25 protein-coding genes are annotated in these 16,060 nt (G+C 60.4%); all 25 read left to right on the top strand.

Annotated elements, in window-relative coordinates; genetic code table 11:
* The first annotated feature begins 32 nt into the window (after window positions 1-32).
* The 25 genes from rpsH to NITMOv2_RS05780 all read left to right on the top strand — a co-directional run bounded on the left by rpsH (window position 33) and on the right by NITMOv2_RS05780 (window position 16,059).
* Window positions 33-428 (top strand): 30S ribosomal protein S8, encoded by a 396-nt coding sequence (rpsH, locus tag NITMOv2_RS05670; RefSeq protein WP_053378954.1) that lies wholly within the window; start codon window positions 33-35, stop codon window positions 426-428.
* 26 nt (window positions 429-454) lie between these two features.
* Window positions 455-991, top strand: a complete 537-nt coding sequence (gene rplF / locus NITMOv2_RS05675) for a 50S ribosomal protein L6 (protein ID WP_053378955.1) — start codon at window positions 455-457, stop codon at window positions 989-991.
* A 20-nt stretch (window positions 992-1,011) separates the two neighbouring features.
* A complete protein-coding gene (rplR, locus tag NITMOv2_RS05680) occupies window positions 1,012-1,377 on the top strand; it encodes a 50S ribosomal protein L18 (RefSeq protein ID WP_083447772.1) in 366 nt (121 codons plus the stop codon).
* Between the two features lie 102 nt (window positions 1,378-1,479).
* Window positions 1,480-1,989 carry a 30S ribosomal protein S5 gene (gene rpsE, locus NITMOv2_RS05685; RefSeq protein WP_053378957.1) on the top strand — a complete coding sequence of 170 codons (510 nt, stop codon included), beginning with the start codon at window positions 1,480-1,482 and terminating at the stop codon, window positions 1,987-1,989.
* Between the two features lie 2 nt (window positions 1,990-1,991).
* Window positions 1,992-2,210 (top strand): 50S ribosomal protein L30, encoded by a 219-nt coding sequence (rpmD, locus tag NITMOv2_RS05690; protein WP_053378958.1) that lies wholly within the window; start codon window positions 1,992-1,994, stop codon window positions 2,208-2,210.
* Window positions 2,207-2,656, top strand: a complete 450-nt coding sequence (rplO, locus tag NITMOv2_RS05695; RefSeq protein ID WP_053378959.1) for a 50S ribosomal protein L15 — start codon at window positions 2,207-2,209, stop codon at window positions 2,654-2,656. Before rpmD ends, rplO begins: the two co-directional genes overlap by 4 nt.
* The gene (gene secY / locus NITMOv2_RS05700) at window positions 2,649-3,968 is read left to right on the top strand and encodes a preprotein translocase subunit SecY (protein WP_083447773.1); all 1,320 of its coding nucleotides are present in this window, start codon (window positions 2,649-2,651) and stop codon (window positions 3,966-3,968) included. The genes rplO and secY overlap by 8 nt, the downstream gene beginning before the upstream one ends.
* Window position 3,969: 1 nt before the next feature.
* Window positions 3,970-4,626 carry an adenylate kinase gene (locus tag NITMOv2_RS05705; protein ID WP_053378960.1) on the top strand — a complete coding sequence of 219 codons (657 nt, stop codon included), beginning with the start codon at window positions 3,970-3,972 and terminating at the stop codon, window positions 4,624-4,626.
* Complete coding sequence (map, locus tag NITMOv2_RS05710; RefSeq protein ID WP_053378961.1) at window positions 4,623-5,387, top strand: type I methionyl aminopeptidase; 765 nt, start codon at window positions 4,623-4,625, stop codon at window positions 5,385-5,387. Before NITMOv2_RS05705 ends, map begins: the two co-directional genes overlap by 4 nt.
* 19 nt (window positions 5,388-5,406) lie before the next feature.
* Window positions 5,407-5,625, top strand: a complete 219-nt coding sequence (gene infA / locus NITMOv2_RS05715) for a translation initiation factor IF-1 (protein WP_053378962.1) — start codon at window positions 5,407-5,409, stop codon at window positions 5,623-5,625.
* Window positions 5,626-5,643: 18 nt separating this feature from the next.
* A complete protein-coding gene (rpmJ, locus tag NITMOv2_RS22520) occupies window positions 5,644-5,757 on the top strand; it encodes a 50S ribosomal protein L36 (RefSeq protein ID WP_083447774.1) in 114 nt (37 codons plus the stop codon).
* Between the two features lie 102 nt (window positions 5,758-5,859).
* Window positions 5,860-6,252 (top strand): 30S ribosomal protein S13, encoded by a 393-nt coding sequence (gene rpsM, locus NITMOv2_RS05720; protein ID WP_053378963.1) that lies wholly within the window; start codon window positions 5,860-5,862, stop codon window positions 6,250-6,252.
* A gap of 28 nt (window positions 6,253-6,280) precedes the next feature.
* Window positions 6,281-6,664 (top strand): 30S ribosomal protein S11, encoded by a 384-nt coding sequence (rpsK, locus tag NITMOv2_RS05725; RefSeq protein WP_053378964.1) that lies wholly within the window; start codon window positions 6,281-6,283, stop codon window positions 6,662-6,664.
* An 82-nt stretch (window positions 6,665-6,746) separates the two neighbouring features.
* Window positions 6,747-7,373 carry a 30S ribosomal protein S4 gene (rpsD, locus tag NITMOv2_RS05730; RefSeq protein ID WP_053378965.1) on the top strand — a complete coding sequence of 209 codons (627 nt, stop codon included), beginning with the start codon at window positions 6,747-6,749 and terminating at the stop codon, window positions 7,371-7,373.
* A gap of 81 nt (window positions 7,374-7,454) precedes the next feature.
* The gene (locus tag NITMOv2_RS05735; RefSeq protein WP_053378966.1) at window positions 7,455-8,453 is read left to right on the top strand and encodes a DNA-directed RNA polymerase subunit alpha; all 999 of its coding nucleotides are present in this window, start codon (window positions 7,455-7,457) and stop codon (window positions 8,451-8,453) included.
* Window positions 8,454-8,478: 25 nt separating this feature from the next.
* Window positions 8,479-8,907, top strand: a complete 429-nt coding sequence (rplQ, locus tag NITMOv2_RS05740) for a 50S ribosomal protein L17 (protein ID WP_083447775.1) — start codon at window positions 8,479-8,481, stop codon at window positions 8,905-8,907.
* 155 nt (window positions 8,908-9,062) lie between these two features.
* Window positions 9,063-9,638, top strand: coding sequence for an LPS export ABC transporter periplasmic protein LptC (gene lptC, locus NITMOv2_RS05745; protein WP_053378967.1), 576 nt, complete (start codon window positions 9,063-9,065; stop codon window positions 9,636-9,638).
* The gene (locus NITMOv2_RS05750) at window positions 9,610-10,194 is read left to right on the top strand and encodes an LptA/OstA family protein (RefSeq protein WP_187299370.1); all 585 of its coding nucleotides are present in this window, start codon (window positions 9,610-9,612) and stop codon (window positions 10,192-10,194) included. Before lptC ends, NITMOv2_RS05750 begins: the two co-directional genes overlap by 29 nt.
* 23 nt (window positions 10,195-10,217) lie before the next feature.
* Window positions 10,218-10,973, top strand: a complete 756-nt coding sequence (gene lptB, locus NITMOv2_RS05755) for an LPS export ABC transporter ATP-binding protein (protein WP_053382005.1) — start codon at window positions 10,218-10,220, stop codon at window positions 10,971-10,973.
* 16 nt (window positions 10,974-10,989) lie between these two features.
* On the top strand, window positions 10,990-12,498 hold the full coding sequence (gene rpoN / locus NITMOv2_RS05760) for an RNA polymerase factor sigma-54 (protein WP_053378969.1): 1,509 nt from the start codon (window positions 10,990-10,992) through the stop codon (window positions 12,496-12,498).
* A 37-nt stretch (window positions 12,499-12,535) separates the two neighbouring features.
* Complete coding sequence (hpf, locus tag NITMOv2_RS05765) at window positions 12,536-13,096, top strand: ribosome hibernation-promoting factor, HPF/YfiA family (RefSeq protein WP_053378970.1); 561 nt, start codon at window positions 12,536-12,538, stop codon at window positions 13,094-13,096.
* Between the two features lie 86 nt (window positions 13,097-13,182).
* The gene (rapZ, locus tag NITMOv2_RS05770; RefSeq protein ID WP_053378971.1) at window positions 13,183-14,049 is read left to right on the top strand and encodes an RNase adapter RapZ; all 867 of its coding nucleotides are present in this window, start codon (window positions 13,183-13,185) and stop codon (window positions 14,047-14,049) included.
* A 125-nt stretch (window positions 14,050-14,174) separates the two neighbouring features.
* Window positions 14,175-14,387, top strand: a complete 213-nt coding sequence (locus tag NITMOv2_RS22525; RefSeq protein WP_187299371.1) for a MerR family transcriptional regulator — start codon at window positions 14,175-14,177, stop codon at window positions 14,385-14,387.
* 17 nt (window positions 14,388-14,404) lie between these two features.
* Window positions 14,405-15,511, top strand: coding sequence for a type IV pilus assembly protein PilM (gene pilM / locus NITMOv2_RS05775; protein ID WP_083447778.1), 1,107 nt, complete (start codon window positions 14,405-14,407; stop codon window positions 15,509-15,511).
* Window positions 15,508-16,059 carry a PilN domain-containing protein gene (locus NITMOv2_RS05780; protein ID WP_053378972.1) on the top strand — a complete coding sequence of 184 codons (552 nt, stop codon included), beginning with the start codon at window positions 15,508-15,510 and terminating at the stop codon, window positions 16,057-16,059. The genes pilM and NITMOv2_RS05780 overlap by 4 nt, the downstream gene beginning before the upstream one ends.
* The last annotated feature ends 1 nt before the right edge of the window (window position 16,060 follow it).

Below are 16,060 nucleotides of genomic sequence, written 5' to 3' on the forward strand. Positions count from 1 at the left end.
ACACGGTCCGAGGAAGGTAGAAGGATACAGCAATGGTTACTGATCCCATCGGCGATCTCTTGATTCGGTTGAAGAACGGCTCGCAACGCCGGCATGAAACCGTCACGGTTCCGGCATCCAAGTTGAAGCGCGCCATTCTGGAGATCTTGAAAAAGGAAGGCTACGTCGAGACGGTGGAGGACGCCACGGTCGAAGGCCACCCGGCGCTGAAAGTCCAGTTGCGGTATGTGGGGGATGGGCAACCCATGATCACCGGGTTGGAGCGCGTCAGCAAGCCGGGCCGCCGGGTGTACGTCGGCAGCAAAGACATCGCGAAGGTCCGGAACGGCATCGGGATGTCCATCCTCTCCACGTCGAAGGGCATTATGACCGATCAGGAATCCCGCCGGAACAAGCTGGGCGGGGAAGTCCTTTGCTCGGTGTGGTAAACGTCAGCGTCGAGAGGCGGAACGATATGTCACGCATTGGGAACAAGCCGATCGCGATTCCGGGCGGAGTGGAAGTGAAGGTGGCCGGACCGACGGTGTCGGTGAAAGGGCCGTTGGGCAAGCTCGATTGGTCGGTCGCGCCGGGCATCGCTGTCGCCGTCGAGAACGGGCAGATCGTCGTGAGCCGGTCCAGCGACGACCGGCGAGTGCGCGCGTTGCACGGTCTGGTTCGAGCGGAGCTCAATAACATGGTCCAGGGAGTGACCAAAGGCTACGAACAGTCCATGGAAATTACCGGCGTCGGGTATAAAACGCAGATTCAGGGCCGGACGATGAGCTTCAACGTTGGCTACATCAATCCGGTCACCTATCAAGTGCCGGCCGGCATCGATGTCAAAGTCGATAAGCAGACGATCATCAACATCAAGGGCGTGGATAAGCGCCTGGTGGGGCAGGTGGCCGCCAATCTGCGGGCCATCAAGCCGCCGGACGTGTATAAGCAAAAGGGCGTCCGCTACATGGGTGAAGTGCTGCGCAAGAAGGAAGGCAAAACCGGGAAGTAAGGCGGGGTAAGGATTGGATCATGAATACAGCCGAAAAAGAACGACAGCTCGAACGGCGCAGACGGCGGGTTCGCCAGCGGATCATGGGTACGCCCGAGCGGCCTCGGTTGAACGTCTTCCGCAGCAGCGCGCATATCTATGCGCAGATCATCGACGACATCAAGGGCACGACGCTCGCCGCCGCCTCGTCTCTGGACAAGTCGTTGCGGACATCGCTGAAATCCACCAGCAGCATCGAGGGCGCCAAGGCCGTGGGCAAGCTCCTGGCGGATCGCGCCAAGGCGGCCAAGATCACCGCAGTCGTCTTCGATCGCGGCGGCCGCATGTATCACGGTCGGATCAAGGCGTTGGCCGAGGCGTCGCGTGAAGGCGGACTGCAATTTTAGACAGGTTGAGGCTGAGGTCGAGCTTGAGAACGAGAACCGTGGCGCCCGACGTCTCCTGAGCCTAAGCCGTAACCTCAACCTACGACCCAAGGGAGTGAACGCGTGCGAGTCAATCCAGATGAACTGAGCTTGAAAGACAAGGTCGTCTTCATCAACCGCGTGGCGAAAGTGGTGAAAGGCGGTAAGCGGTTTAACTTCTGCGCCTTGGTCGTGGTCGGCGACGGCCATGGGTGGGTCGGCATCGGCAAGGGTAAAGCCGCCGAGGTCCCCGTCGCCATTTCCAAGGCGGTGGAACAAGCCAAGAAGCATCTGGTGCACGTGCCGCTCAAGGGCGGGTCGATCCCGCACGAGGTCCATGGGTTGTTCGGCGGGGAGCACGTGTTGCTGAAGCCGGCGGTGGACGGCACGGGCATCATCGCGGGCGGCGCCGTGCGCGCGGTGGTGGAATTGGTCGGCGCGCACAACGTGATCGCCAAGACGTTGGGGCGCGGCAATCCCTTCAACACGGTGCGGGCCACGTTGGACGGGTTGACGCAATTGAGAAATCCGGACGAAGTCTTGCGCTTGCGGCGCCAGACGGGCGTCGAGCGGCAGGAAAGGGCGGCGGTGTAACCATGGCTGCGGCGAAGTCGACGAAGACCACCAAGGCGGGCGCGCCCGGCATTCGGGTCACTTTGCGGCGCAGTCCGATCGGCACTCCGGAGCGGCATCGTCTGGTGCTGCGGGGGTTGGGGTTGCGGCATATCAGGCAGACGGCCGTGCATCCCGACACGCCGCAGGTCCGCGGGATGATCCAGAAGGTCGGGTATCTGCTTGAAGTGGGGACACCATGAATTTGCATGATTTGACGCCGGCGAGAGGCGCAAAAAGGCGGCGGAAACGTATCGGACGAGGACCCGGGTCCGGGCACGGGAAGACGGCGACGAAGGGCCATAAGGGCTTGCTGGCGCGGTCGGGCGGCGGCAAGCGCCCCGGCTTCGAGGGCGGACAAATGCCGTTGATCCGGCGTCTGCCGAAGTACGGGTTTGCGAACCCCTTCCGGACCGAATATGCCATCGTGAATGTGAAGAGTTTCGAGCAGTGGACCGGAGCCGGGACGATCACGCCCCAGGCATTGGTCGATGCGGGGTTGGTGAAGCGCAAGCACCTTCCGATCAAGATTCTCGGCACGGGGGAGCTCCACAAGCCGCTCGTGATCCAAGCGCATAAGTTCAGCAAATCGGCCGAAGCGAAGATTCAGGCAGCTGGAGGGAGAGTCGAGGTCATCGGCGGTGTTTGAGCGGCTCCTGACCAGTTTTCAGAACATCTTCAAGATCCCGGAGCTGCGGACCCGCGTCTTGTTCACGCTCGGGATGCTGGTTGTCTACCGGGTCGGGGCCCATATCCCGACCCCCGGCATCAACGGCGACGCGCTGTCCGATTTTTTGCAGAAGCAGGGCGGGGCGCTGCTGGGATTTTTGGATATTTTTTCCGGCGGATCGCTGTCCCGGCTGACGATCTTCGCGCTGGGCATCATGCCCTATATCAGCGCGTCGATCATTCTGCAGCTCTTGACGGTCGTCATTCCGCACCTGTCGAAGCTGGCGAAGGAAGGGGAGCGCGGGCGCAAGAAGATCATCCAGTACACCCGTTTCGGCACGATCGGCATCGCGCTCATTCAAGGATTCGGCATCGCGATCGGGCTGGAACAGATGAATCAGGGCGCGTTCGTGCTGAGCGGCGGGTGGGGGTTCCGTCTCATGACGGTGATCACGCTCACGGCCGGCACGGGCTTCCTGATGTGGCTCGGTGAACAGATCACCGAGCGCGGAATCGGCAACGGCATCTCGCTCATCATTTTCGCCGGCATCGTGGCGCGCTTGCCGGCCGCCGTCGCGCAGACGTTCGACCTCTATAAGGTCGGGCAACTGAGCATCGTCCTGCTGGTCGCCTTGGCGGCGCTGATGGTGGCGGTCGTGGCGGCGATCGTCTTTCTGGAGAGCGGGCGGCGCAAGATTCCGGTGCAGTATGCGAAGCGCGTGATCGGACGGCGCGTCTATGGAGGACAGAGCACGCATATTCCGTTGAAAATCAATACGGCCGGCGTGATTCCGCCGATCTTCGCCTCGTCGATCATCGCGTTTCCCGCGACGATCGCCGGGTTTTTCGAGACGCCGTGGGTCAAGGCCATCGGCGCGCAGTTGGCGCCCGGGTCGCTGCTCTATACCCTGATGTACGTCGGCCTGATCATTTTCTTCTGCTTTTTCTATACCGCCGTGGTCCTGAATCCGGTGGACATGGCGGACAATATGAAGAAGTACGGAGGGTTTATCCCGGGCATCAGGCCCGGGCAGCGGACCTCGGACTATATCTATAATGTGTTGACGCGGATCACGTTTGCCGGGGCGATCTATCTGGCGATCGTGTGCGTGATTCCGGAGTTTTTGATCTATAAGCTCAATGTGCCGTTTTATTTCGGCGGCACCTCGCTCTTGATCGTGATCGGGGTCGGCCTCGATACGGCCCAGCAGATCGAGTCCCATATGCTGATGCGGAACTACGAGGGCTTCCTGGGCAAAGGCATGGCCCCGTTGCGCGGGAGAAGCGGCTGACATGCGGCTGGTGTTTCTCGGAGCTCCCGGCGTCGGGAAGGGCACGCAGGCGGACCGACTGGCGGTCCAGTACGGTGCGAAGAAGATCTCGACGGGGGATTTGCTGCGGGAAGCGGTGCGCAATCAGACGCCGCTGGGACTCGAAGCGAAAAGCTATATGGATCAAGGCAAGCTGGTTCCGGATTCCGTGGTCATCGGTCTGGTGCGTGACAAATTGGCCGATCCCAGCTACGCGAAGGGCTTCGTGCTGGACGGGTTCCCGCGAACGGTGCCGCAAGCGGAGGCCTTAAGCCGGGTGTTGAGCGAGCGGAGCATCGCGCTGGACCGCGTGGTGAACTTTCGAGTGTCCCGCGAGGCGATCGTGGAGCGGCTCAGCGGACGGCGCAGTTGCCCGAAATGCCAGGCGACGTTTCACGTGGAGTTCGCGCCGCCGAAGCACGACGGCGCCTGCGATCGTTGCGGCGAGCGGCTGGTGCAGCGGAGCGACGATCAGCCGGAGGCCATCGAAACGCGTTTGAAAGTGTATGAGGAGCAGACGGCTCCCTTGATCGAGTACTACGAGCAGAAACACCTGTTGTCGCATCTGCCGGCCGAAGGATCGGTCGATGAGGTATATCGCAATCTGACGAAGATGTTGGCGACAGCGCAGATGGCATGATCATTCTCAAGACGCCTGCCGAGATCGAAGTCATGGCCCAGGCATCCCGGGTTGTGGCGGAGGCGCTGGAGATCGTGGCCAAGGAAGTGCGGGCGGGGATCACGACGGACGAACTGGACCGCATCGCGGAAGAGGCGATTCGAGCCAGAGGCGCCGCGGCGGCGTTCAAGGGGTACCGCAGTTATCCGAAGACCCTGTGCGCGTCGGTGAACGAACAGGTCGTGCATGGGATCCCGTCGAAGCGGAAGCTGAAGGACGGGGATATCATCGGACTGGACCTCGGCGCCATCGTCGGGGGCTTCTACGGCGACTCCGCCGTGACGGTGCCCGTCGGTGATGTGGATGACCAGGTCGCCCGGTTGGTGCGAGTGACCGAAGAGGCGCTGTATCTGGGCATCAAAGAAGCGGTCGTCGGCCGTCGGTTGACCGATATTTCGCACGCGATCCAGCGCCACGTGGAAGCCGCCGGCTACTCCGTCGTGACCGAGTTTGTCGGGCACGGGATCGGGCGGCAGTTGCACGAAGAGCCGCAGGTCCCGAACTACGGCAAGCCCGGGCAGGGCCCGCGGTTGCAGCCGGGTATGGTGCTCGCCATCGAGCCGATGGTCAATATGGGCGGCAGCGCCGTGCGGGTGCTCGAGGATCGGTGGACGGCGGTGACGGCGGACGGCAGTTGGTCCGCGCACTTCGAACATACGATCGCGATTCAGCCGGCCGGCCCGGCGCGGGTGTTGAGCCAACGGGCGGCGGTCGCTCGGTAATCAAAAGGACCGGGAGTACGTGGCGAAAGAAGACGTTATCGAGGTACAGGGCACCGTGTCGGAGACCTTGCCGAACGCCATGTTTCGGGTGAAGCTCGACAACGGCCATATGATCCTGGCGCATATTTCCGGCAAGATGCGGATGCACTTCATTCGGATCCTTCCCGGCGACAAGGTGACGGTGGAGATGTCCCCGTATGATTTGACCAGGGGCCGCATTACCTATCGTTTTAAGTAGTGGGAGCGTGTAAGACTTATGAAAGTGAAATCATCCGTCAAGCCCATTTGTGCGAAGTGCAAGGTCGTTCGTCGGCGAGGCGTCGTCCGTATTCTGTGCGACAATCCCCGACACAAGCAACGGCAGGGGTAGAAAACAGTGACGGGTGACCAGTGACGAGTCACGTGCAAGAGGGAATCGCTACACGCTCGTCGCTTGTCACTCGGCACTCGTCACGTTTGTAAGGAGATATGTATGGCACGTATTGCGGGCGTGGATTTGCCGAGGGAGAAGCGGGCCGACATCGGCTTGACGTACATCTATGGTATCGGGCGGGCCGCCGCCCGGGAGATTCTGAAAGCGGCGGGCGTCGACGGATCCGTCCGCGTGAAGGATCTCAGCGAGGACAAAATCGTCAAGCTCCGCGAGATCATCGAACGGGATTACCGGGTCGAAGGCGACCTTCGCAAAGAAGTGTCGCTCAACATCAAGCGGCTGATCGATACCGGCACGTACCGCGGCCTGCGCCACCGTAAGGGGTTGCCGGTGCGCGGGCAGCGCACGAAGACCAACGCCAGAACGCGAAAAGGCCGCCGTGCGGGCGTCGGCAGCAAGCCGAGGCCCGCGGGCGTGAAGGCGGGCGCATGACTGTTGAACGCGGCATGAAGGAGTTCGCATGAGCGTCAAAAAGGGCAAGAAGAAAGAACGGCGGATTGTGCAGAGCGGCGTCGCGCATGTGCAGGCGTCCTTCAACAACACGATCGTCACCATTACGGACATGAGCGGCAATACCGTCGTATGGGCGAGCGCCGGGAACCAGGGGTTCAAGGGATCGAGGAAGAGCACGCCGTTCGCCGCTCAGCGCGCCGGTGAAGCCGCCGCCCGCAAGGCGATGGAAAGCGGAATGCGGCAGATCGACGTCTATGTGAACGGTCCCGGGTCCGGCCGCGAATCAGCCATCCGGTCGCTGCAAGCGGCCGGGCTGCGCATCAATCTGATCCGCGACGTGACGCCGATCCCGCACAATGGGTGCCGGCCGCCCAAACGGAGACGCGTGTAGGAAGAACGTTAAACGTGAATCGTGAATCGGACGACGTTTAACGAATAACGATCAACGATTCACGACGAACGAGGAGGAAGCAGTGGCAAAGTATCGCGGTCCTGTCTGCCGGTTGTGCCGGCGTGAAGGTGAAAAATTATTCTTGAAGGGTTCCCGCTGCATGACGGAAAAATGTGCCATCGAACGGCGCAGCTATCCGCCCGGCCAGCACGGTCAAGGGAGGCCTCGGACGTCGGATTACAGCTTACAATTGCGCGAGAAGCAAAAGCTGCGGCGCATCTACGGCTTGCAGGAACGGCAATTCCGCAGCGTCTTCGAACGGGCCGAGCGGCAGTCCGGCGTCACCGGCGATGCGTTGTTGCGCCTGCTGGAATGCCGTCTGGATAACGTCGCCTATCGGCTGGGCTTCGCCGCGTCACGGAAACAGGCGCGGCAGATCGTGAGCCACGGCCATCTGACCCTGAACGGCAAGAAAATCACCGTCGCCGGCGCATTGGTCAAAGCCGGCGATGTGATCGAGGTGCGGGAGCGGAGCCGCAACCTGGTCGCGATCCAGTCGGCTCTGGAGGCGGTCGACGGCCGCGGGGTTCCCGAGTGGCTGGAATTGGACAAGGGCGCGTTCAAGGGCACCGTCCGCGCCTTGCCGGCGAAGGAGCACATCGCTCTGCCGGTCAACGAGCAGATGGTCGTGGAATTGTACAGCCGATAGTCATTGGTCTGATAGAGCGCGGGAACCAGCCGGATCTGTTCTATCAGGTGACAATCACTCGATGGTAATGAAGGGGGAGTCATGATCAAAGCGATGAAAGACTTTCAGGTCCCAATGCGGGTGGAAGTCGACAAGGATACTCTTTCCCCAACATTCGGCAGATTCACCACCGAGGCGTTCGAGCGCGGGTTCGGCACCACCATCGGAAACGCCCTGCGGCGTGTGCTGCTGTCGTCTCTCACCGGGGCCGCCGTCACCACGGTGAAGATCGAAGGAGTGTTGCACGAGTTTTCGACGATTCCCGGGGTCACGGAAGACGTGACGGCCATCATCCTCAATATCAAGACGCTGAGGCTGGCGCTGCACACGGACAAGCCCAAGACGATCCGCTTGAAGAAAAAGGGGCCGGGAGAAGCCAAAGGGTCCGACATCGTCCACGACGCCGACGTCACGATTCTCACGCCGGACCTGCATATCGCGACGCTGGACAAGGATGCGTCGTTGGACATTGAAATGACCGTCAAGCACGGCCGCGGCTATGTGCCGGCCGAGCGGAACAAGGAAGAGGGCCTGCCGATCGGCGTGATCGCCATCGACTCCATCTTTTCGCCGATCAAGCGGGTGAATTTCCATGTCGAGAACGCGCGGGTCGGCCGCATGACGGATTATGACAAGCTGACGATGGAGATCTGGACGGACGCGACGATCAGCCCGCGCGACGCGTTGTCGACGGCCGCTGGAATCCTCCGTGAGCACATCGACATCTTCATCAATCCCGAAGAGCGCGCGGAGGGTAAGACCGAGGCGGGCTTCGAGGAATCGCAGCGCGAGATCAATAAAAATCTCTTCCGCAGCGTGAACGAGCTCGAGCTTTCGGTGCGGGCCGCGAATTGCCTGAAGAACGCGAACATCAAGACGATCGCGGATCTCGTGCAAAAATCGGAAGGCGAGATGTTGAAGACCAAGAACTTCGGAAAGAAGTCTCTCAACGAGATCAAGGAAATCCTGTCGGAGATGGGGCTGTCGCTCGGCACGAAGATCGATACGACCTCGCCCAACGGGAGCCCAAAGTCGGAGTAATTTCGAGCCAAGGGGAAACGCCGCCGTGCGACACAGAAAAAAAGGACGACAACTCGGGCGTCAAACCAAACACCGATGGGCGTTGTTTCGGAGCCTTGTCACGTCTCTGCTGGATCACGAGCGCATCGAGACGACCGAGGCGAAGGCGAAAGAGGTGCGGGGATTTACCGACCGCATGATCACGCTCGGGAAGGAAGGCACTTTGCCGGCGCGGCGCCGGGCGCTCACGTTCCTGCGCAGCAAAGCCGTCGTGTCGAAGTTGTTCAGCGATGTGGCGGGACGGTTCAAGGACCGCCCGGGCGGCTACACCCGCATCGTCAAGACGCGGCGGCGGGTCGGCGACGCGGCCGAGCTGGTCGCGATCGAGCTGGTCAGCCGGGCGGATGCTTCCACCTCCAAGAAGACGGGGGCGCCTGCCGTACCACCTCCATCCGGCTCCGGGAAATCGGCGTAAGACGTTTCAGTGCTCTTTGGTTTCCCCAGCGACTCCCACGCGGCGACGCGTGGGAGTCGTGTTGTTTTTAGAGCCGGAGACATTTACTTGGCCCATCATGCATGCTACGATCGTGCCAGACAATCGTGCGGTCTGTTTGAGGAGCCTTTCCGCCAATGTGGGAACTCGTTGCGAGGCGTATCCTGCTCGCGCTAAGTGTCGTGCTGGCTTCATTTCTCGGCTATTTGCTGTTCGTCAATGCAGACTCCGCTCCCGCCAGCCGGCCGGCTGCGCCCGGATCACTCGAGCGAGCCGACGCCAAGATCTCCGAGTTTTCCTTCACGCAGACCAAGGGCGACGCAATCCAGTGGCAGGTCCAGGCCAAATCGGCCCGGCTGTTTGAGCAGGAGAAAAAAGCCTTGCTCAGTACCGTGGACGTCACGCTCTACGGGGTGCAGGGGAAAGAGTTGACGGTGTCGGGCGACGAAGGCACGCTCGATACGGCGACCAAGAATTTCACGCTGGTGAATCGGCAGGATCCCCTTGTGGTTGTCACCAGTAGCGGATACACCATTTATACCAATCACCTGGCCTGGACCGACGCGACCCGCGAGATCCGTACGGACGATCCGGTCAGGATCGTCGGTAACGGCTTGGCGGTCACCGGCCGGGGCCTGCTCGGCCGGCTGGAGTCGGAAGAGTTTGAGGTCTTAGAGGATGTTCATGTGGATGTGGCTCCTGCTTCTTCATAGCCTGGCGCTGTCCGTCTTTGCCCTTGCTCCAAGCGCTGTCGCGGGGCTGGCCAAGCCGGGCGCGGACGAACCGCCTGTCTCCACGACGATTACGGCCAAGAAGATGACGGTGCGTAATCAGGACGGCCAAGCCGTGTTCGAAGGATCGGTCGTGCTGACCAAGGGCACACTGGTCGTCTATTCCGACAAAATGATCGTGCTGTTCCATTCCAACAACGAAACGGCGAAAGGTGCGCCGGAGGGCCGTGAAGCGCCCAAGACTCCTGCGCCGGCGAAGGGGGCCGATGCGATGCCGACCGTCTCCAACCGCTCGATGAGCCAGATCGAAGCGACGGGACGCGTCAAGATCGTCAAAGAGAACGGGAACGCGACCTGCGGGAAGGCCGTCTATGTCGCCGGTGAGGACATCATCACGCTGACCGACAATCCGGTGGCGTGGGAAAAAGGCACCCGCGTGAGCGGCAGGAAGATCACCATGTATCTGAAGGAAGACCGCAGCGTGGTCGAGGGAGGCTCTCACCTGCGCATGGAAAACGAGGAGACGGCCGCCCCATGACGCCGGGAATACAAACCGAAGTCATGCCGGGTCTCGCGGCGGGCTCGGTGGCGCGGACCGAGTGCCTCAGGGCCAGCGGACTGGTGAAGAGCTTTCGTGGGCGGAAGGTCGTCAAGGGCGTGGCCATCGAAGTCCGGGCGGGGGAAGTGGTCGGCTTGCTGGGCCCCAACGGCGCCGGCAAGACGACGATTTTCGACATGATGGTCGGCCTGTGCCAGCCCGACGAAGGCGAGATCACGTTGAACGGAGAGTCGGTCACCGAGCTGCCGATGTACAAGCGGGCGCGCAAGGGCATCGGATACCTGCCGCAGGAGTCCTCGGTGTTTCGAAGGCTTTCGGTCGAGCATAATGTCTTGGCGATTCTGGAAATGCTGGGGTATGCTCGCGACGAACGAGCCCGGCGAACCGACGAATTGCTCAAGGAACTGGATCTGCTCCATATCCGAACCAGTATGGCCTACGCCCTGTCGGGCGGAGAGCGGAGGCGGCTGGAAATCACCCGCGCGCTGGCCACCGATCCTTCCTTCATGCTGCTGGACGAACCCTTTGCGGGCATCGATCCGATCGCCGTGGCGGACATTCAGCAGATCATCACGAGACTCAAAGAAAAAGGAATCGGCATCCTGATCACGGATCATAATGTGCAGGAAACCCTCTCCATCACCGATCGGGCCTATATCATCAACGAAGGACTGATCCTGGAAGCCGGGTCGCCCGAGACGATCGTCAAGAGCGAAACCGCGCGAGCGGTCTATCTGGGAGAGCGCTTCAAGCTGTAATTCGCGGAACACGGCCATGAAACTGCGACTGGATCTCAAGCTCAGCCAAAAGCTGATCATGACGCCGCAACTGCAGCAGGCCATCAAGCTGCTGCAGCTTTCCCGGCTCGAGCTGCAGCAAAGCCTGGCCCAGCATTTGCTCGATAACCCGCTGCTGGACGAAGTGCAAACGGAAGTCGAAGAGGGTGAAGCGACGGCGACGGACGAGAAGGTGGAAGAAGCCCCGGCCGCCTCGACCCAGGAGACGACGGATGAGACCGGCACGCCGGAGGAGCGGGAATCGCCGGAAGAATTCTCGGCGTCGGGCTGGGAAGAATATTTCGGCAGCGATCGCCGGGCGGGGGATTCGGAATACCCGTCGTCTTCGCAGGATGAATTTCCGTCGTACGAGCAAACCGTTGCGAAGGCGACGTCGCTCGAAGAACATTTGCTCTGGCAACTCTGTCTGTCCGGCTTGTCGGAGCGCGAGAAAGCCATCGGGCGGCTGATCATCGGCAATCTCGACGATGACGGCTATCTCCGGATCCCGCTCGCGGAGGTGGTCAGCGGAACAGAATTCACGGAAGCGGACGCCGAATCGGTCCTCAAGGACATTCAAACCTTCGATCCCACGGGTGTCGGGGCCCGCGATCTTCCGGAGTGCCTGTTGCTGCAGCTCGGGCACCTCGGCCGGAATCCGATGGGCTCACTCGGCTCCCGTCCGGGCGCGCTCAAAGGATCGGTGGTGGAAGGGATTGTGCTCCACCATTTGAAGGATCTGGAAAAGAAGCAGTATGCGAAGATCGCCAAGGCGTTGAACGTCACGGTTGAAGAAGTCTTTCAGGCGACCAAGATCATCGAGGATCTTGAGCCGAAGCCGGGCCGCCCGTTCACGAACACGCAAAATTATGTGATCGTTCCCGACGTCTTCGTGGTGAAAAACGAAGGGGAGTGGGTCGTGCTGCTGAACGACGACGGGCTGCCGCGCATGCGGATCAGCCCCTATTACAAACAGCTCATGGCGTCGGGGCAGGGCGGTACGGCGGAAACCAAAGCCTACATGGATGAGAAGCTGCGGGCCGCCCAGTGGGTGATCCGCAGCATCGAGCAGCGCAATAAAACCATTGTGAAAGTCGTCTCCAGCATCGTGAAGTTCCAGGAGCAATTCTTCGAGCACGGGGTGCAATACCTGAAACCGCTGGTGCTGAAACAGGTGGCCGAGGACATCGGCATGCATGAGTCCACGATCAGCCGCGTCACCGCCAACAAATACATGTATTGCCCGCAGGGCATGTTGGAACTGAAGTTTTTCTTCAATGCCGGCCTTCAGCGGGTGGATCAACCGTCCGATATGTTGTCGTCCGTCACGGTCCGGGAAATGATCCGCAAGATGGTGTCGGAGGAAGACCCGCGGCGACCGCTGAAAGACGAGGAGATTGCCGCGCGCCTTCGTACGCAGCAGGTGCTGATCGCCCGACGGACCGTCGCCAAATATCGAGCGGAAGAGAATATCCCCTCCGCCAGTCAACGTAAACGCTTTTTCTAAGCCGGTTGCTATCCCTCACAGACTACTTGGAGATGCTATGAAGTTGAGAATCACGGGCCGACATATGGACATGACCCCGGCGCTCCGGGACTATATCGAGTCACGGTTTGAGCGTTTGGATCGGTACGGGTTGAAAGTTGGATCGCTGCAAGTCGTCCTGAGCGTCGAGAAGCTGCAGCACAAAGCGGAAGTCGTGGGCGCGGTGAACGGAAAGCGCGTGCAGGCCAAGACGGCGACGCGCGAGATGTACGCGACGATCGACGCCCTGATCGACCGCGTGGACGCGCAATTCAGAAAATGGAAAGAGCGCTTGGCGAATCACAAGCCGGGCAAGATGAAGAAGAGCCGGCAGCCGGCGCGTACACCCGCCAAGTGGGGGCAGGACGACGATGCCTCGCCAGTGGAACGGCAGGCGGTGCCGGTGCTTTCGCTCGCACAGGCTCAGAAACAGTTCCGGGCCGAAGCCGCCCAACCCTTCATGGTGTTTGTGAACGCGGAAAACGGCCGGCTGCAGGTGGTGCAGCGGACGGGCGGCGGCCGACTCGCCATTGTGGAGCCGTATGCCGAAGACGGCCGAGGCGTTCCATCTGTCCGCTGAGGCGGGGCGGAAAACCGGTGTTCGCGTGGGTGCGCTCCGCACCATGCCGCTGCAGACGATCGACTCGAGGCTGAGGCTGATACAGGATGGCGCGGCTTAGTCTGGTCATCATCAGCGGTTTATCCGGCTCCGGTAAGTCCCATGCGCTGAAGGCCTTTGAAGACGCCGGTTATTTCTGCATCGACAATCTTCCTCCCGCCCTGCTGCCGACCTTCGTGGAGCTCTGCAACCAGCAAAACGGCGAAATCTCGAACGTCGCGCTCGGCATCGACGTGAGGGAGCGCGTGTTCTTCTCGGATCTCGTCGGCATTCTCGAACGGGTCAAAGGGCTGGGACATTCGGTGCAGCTGCTGTTTCTCGAAGCACGCGAAGAAGTGTTGGTCAGGCGCTTTTCGGAATCGCGGCGGCCCCATCCGCTGCTGCCGCACCTGCCCGTCTTGGAAGGCGTCCGATTTGAAAAAGAGCGCGTCGCGGAGCTCCGGCGCCATGCCGATCGGATCATCGATACGTCCGATCTGACGGTGCATGAACTGCGGGATCTCCTGACGAAACAGTTCCGTCGCGAGCCGACCGCGAGGAAACTGACGATCTCGCTGTTGACCTTCGGGTACAAGTACGGGGTCCCGTACGACATCGATCTGCTGTTCGACGTGCGATTCCTCAAAAATCCCTATTTTGTGCCTGATCTGAAGCCCCTTCCCGGCGATGACCCCCGAGTCCGGACGTTCGTGCTGACGGATCCGGACGCCATCGCGCTGATTCAGCAACTCGAAGGGCTCTTCAAATTCTTGATCCCCTTGTTCGAACGAGAGCAACGCAGCTATCTCACCATTGCAGTCGGATGCACCGGAGGCCGGCATCGCTCGGTGGCCATCGCCGGACGATTGCAGGAAAGCCTGACATCTCTGGGCTACGACGTAGTGGTAAAGCACCGCGATCTGCAGAAATCGTAATCTTCGCTCCGGCCGGCCCTCCTGCCTCGCCTCCGCTTCCAACGGTTTCCTTGACAGGTTGAGCATATTGACTATACTTGCCCCTGTATGCCATCGCGTCTGCTTTCCTAAGGTCATTTCTCAACGTGAACAAGCGTAATAGCCTCGATAGAGAACACGGCATCAACACGAACGAAGTGTGCGGCCTGTTCGATATTTCCAAGGCCACGCTCTATCGGTGGGAGCGCCAAGGGCTGATCAGCGGGCCGCCGCGCGATTGGAGAAACTGGAGGCGCTATACCAGGAAGAACGTGGAGGAAATCAAGAAAGTTATTCGCGCGCGAAAGCTTGTCGTGTAGAGTGGCGGGGAATAGAGATGCTCACTTCATTTAAAAATATCTTCGAAACGGACATCGTCTCGCTGCTGACGCCCCGGCGGCAGCTCGTCGGGCTGGACATTGGGTCCAGCGCGATCAAACTGGTGCAGCTGAAGGAAAGCAAGGGGCGGTACTTTCTGCAGAAATTCGGCGTGAAACCGCTGGAGCCTGAAGTCATCGTCGACGGCACCGTCATGGACGAGGGCCGGGTCGTGTCGGCGATCCGGGAATTGTTCGACGAGTCAAACGTGAAGAACAAGCATGTCGCGATTTCCATCTCGGGCCATGCCGTGATCGTGAAGAAAATCAGCCTTCCGCCGATGCCGGATGATGAATTGGAGGGGCAGGTTCGATTGGCCGCCGAGCAGTATATTCCGTTCGACATCAATGAAGTGAACATCGATTTCCACGTGCTGCCTCCCGATCCTTCCGGCGACGCCCAGACCGATATGTCGGTCATTCTCGTCGCCGCCAAGAAGGACAAGATCAACGAATTGACGGAGCTCGTGAAGGGCGCCGGCTTGATCCCGATGGTGATGGATGTCGACGCGTTTGCCATCGAAAACATGCACGCGGTCAATTACCCGATGGCGCAGGAAGAAACGACGGCGCTGGTGAACGTCGGGGCGAGCGTGATGAACGTCAACATTATCCGCGGCGGGGTCTCGCTGTTCACGCGCGATATCCCGCTGGGAGGAAACCGGTATACCGAGGCGATCCAGCGGGAAATGGGGATGTCCTACGAAGAGGCCGAGGAAGTCAAGAAAGGCGAGCGCGCCAATGAGGCCGGCGGCGCCCAGTTGACCAACGTCATCGACAGCGTGAACGCGGAAGTGGCATCGGAAATTGCGAGGACGGTCGACTATTTTAAGACATCGACCTCCAACGCCGATCTCGATCGGGTATTGGTCTGCGGCGGGGTGGCGCGAATCCGAGGGCTGGTGCAGCAACTCGGGGATCGCATGCAGGTGCCCGTAGAGCTGGCGAATCCGTTCGGCGAGATCGACACATCGGGCAGCGACTTCGATCAAGACACGCTGGCCGATATGGCTCCGTTGGCGGCGGTTGGGGTGGGGTTGGCCCTGCGCGCGGTAGGTGATCGATGATCCGCATAAATCTCCTTCCCGGACCGAAAGGCAAGAAGGCGAAGCCTCAGTACGATGTCCGCGCGCAGGCTCTGCTCGGAATCGGCGTGATCGTCATCACGCTGGCCGGCTGTTGGTGGTATTCCGCGTCCTTGGACAGTGAATTGGAAGTCCAGCAAGAGGAGAAGCGCGACAAGGAAAAGCAAGTTGCTCAACTAAAAGAGCAGGTGAAACAGGTTCAGGATTTCGAACAGAAAAAAAAGCTGCTGGAAGATAAGAACCGGATCATCGATCAGTTGGAACAGTCGCGTCTCGGTCCGGTCAAGGTCCTGGACCACGTCAGCCAAAGCCTCGAGCCATTGAAAGTATGGCTCACCAAGCTCGGCATCGCTTCAGACGTCATCGAACTGGAAGGGAAGGCGTTGACCAACGACGACGTCGTCGAGTTCGTCAATAACCTCCGCAGGACCGATTACTTTACGGCCATCAATCTCCAAGAGAGCAAAGCGGCGGTCGAAAACAAGATCAATGTATACCAATTTCGTCTGGTTTTTCGGTTGAAAGGGTGAA

Origin of the sequence: Nitrospira moscoviensis, from assembly GCF_001273775.1 — a bacterium.
GTDB lineage: Bacteria > Nitrospirota > Nitrospiria > Nitrospirales > Nitrospiraceae > Nitrospira_D > Nitrospira_D moscoviensis.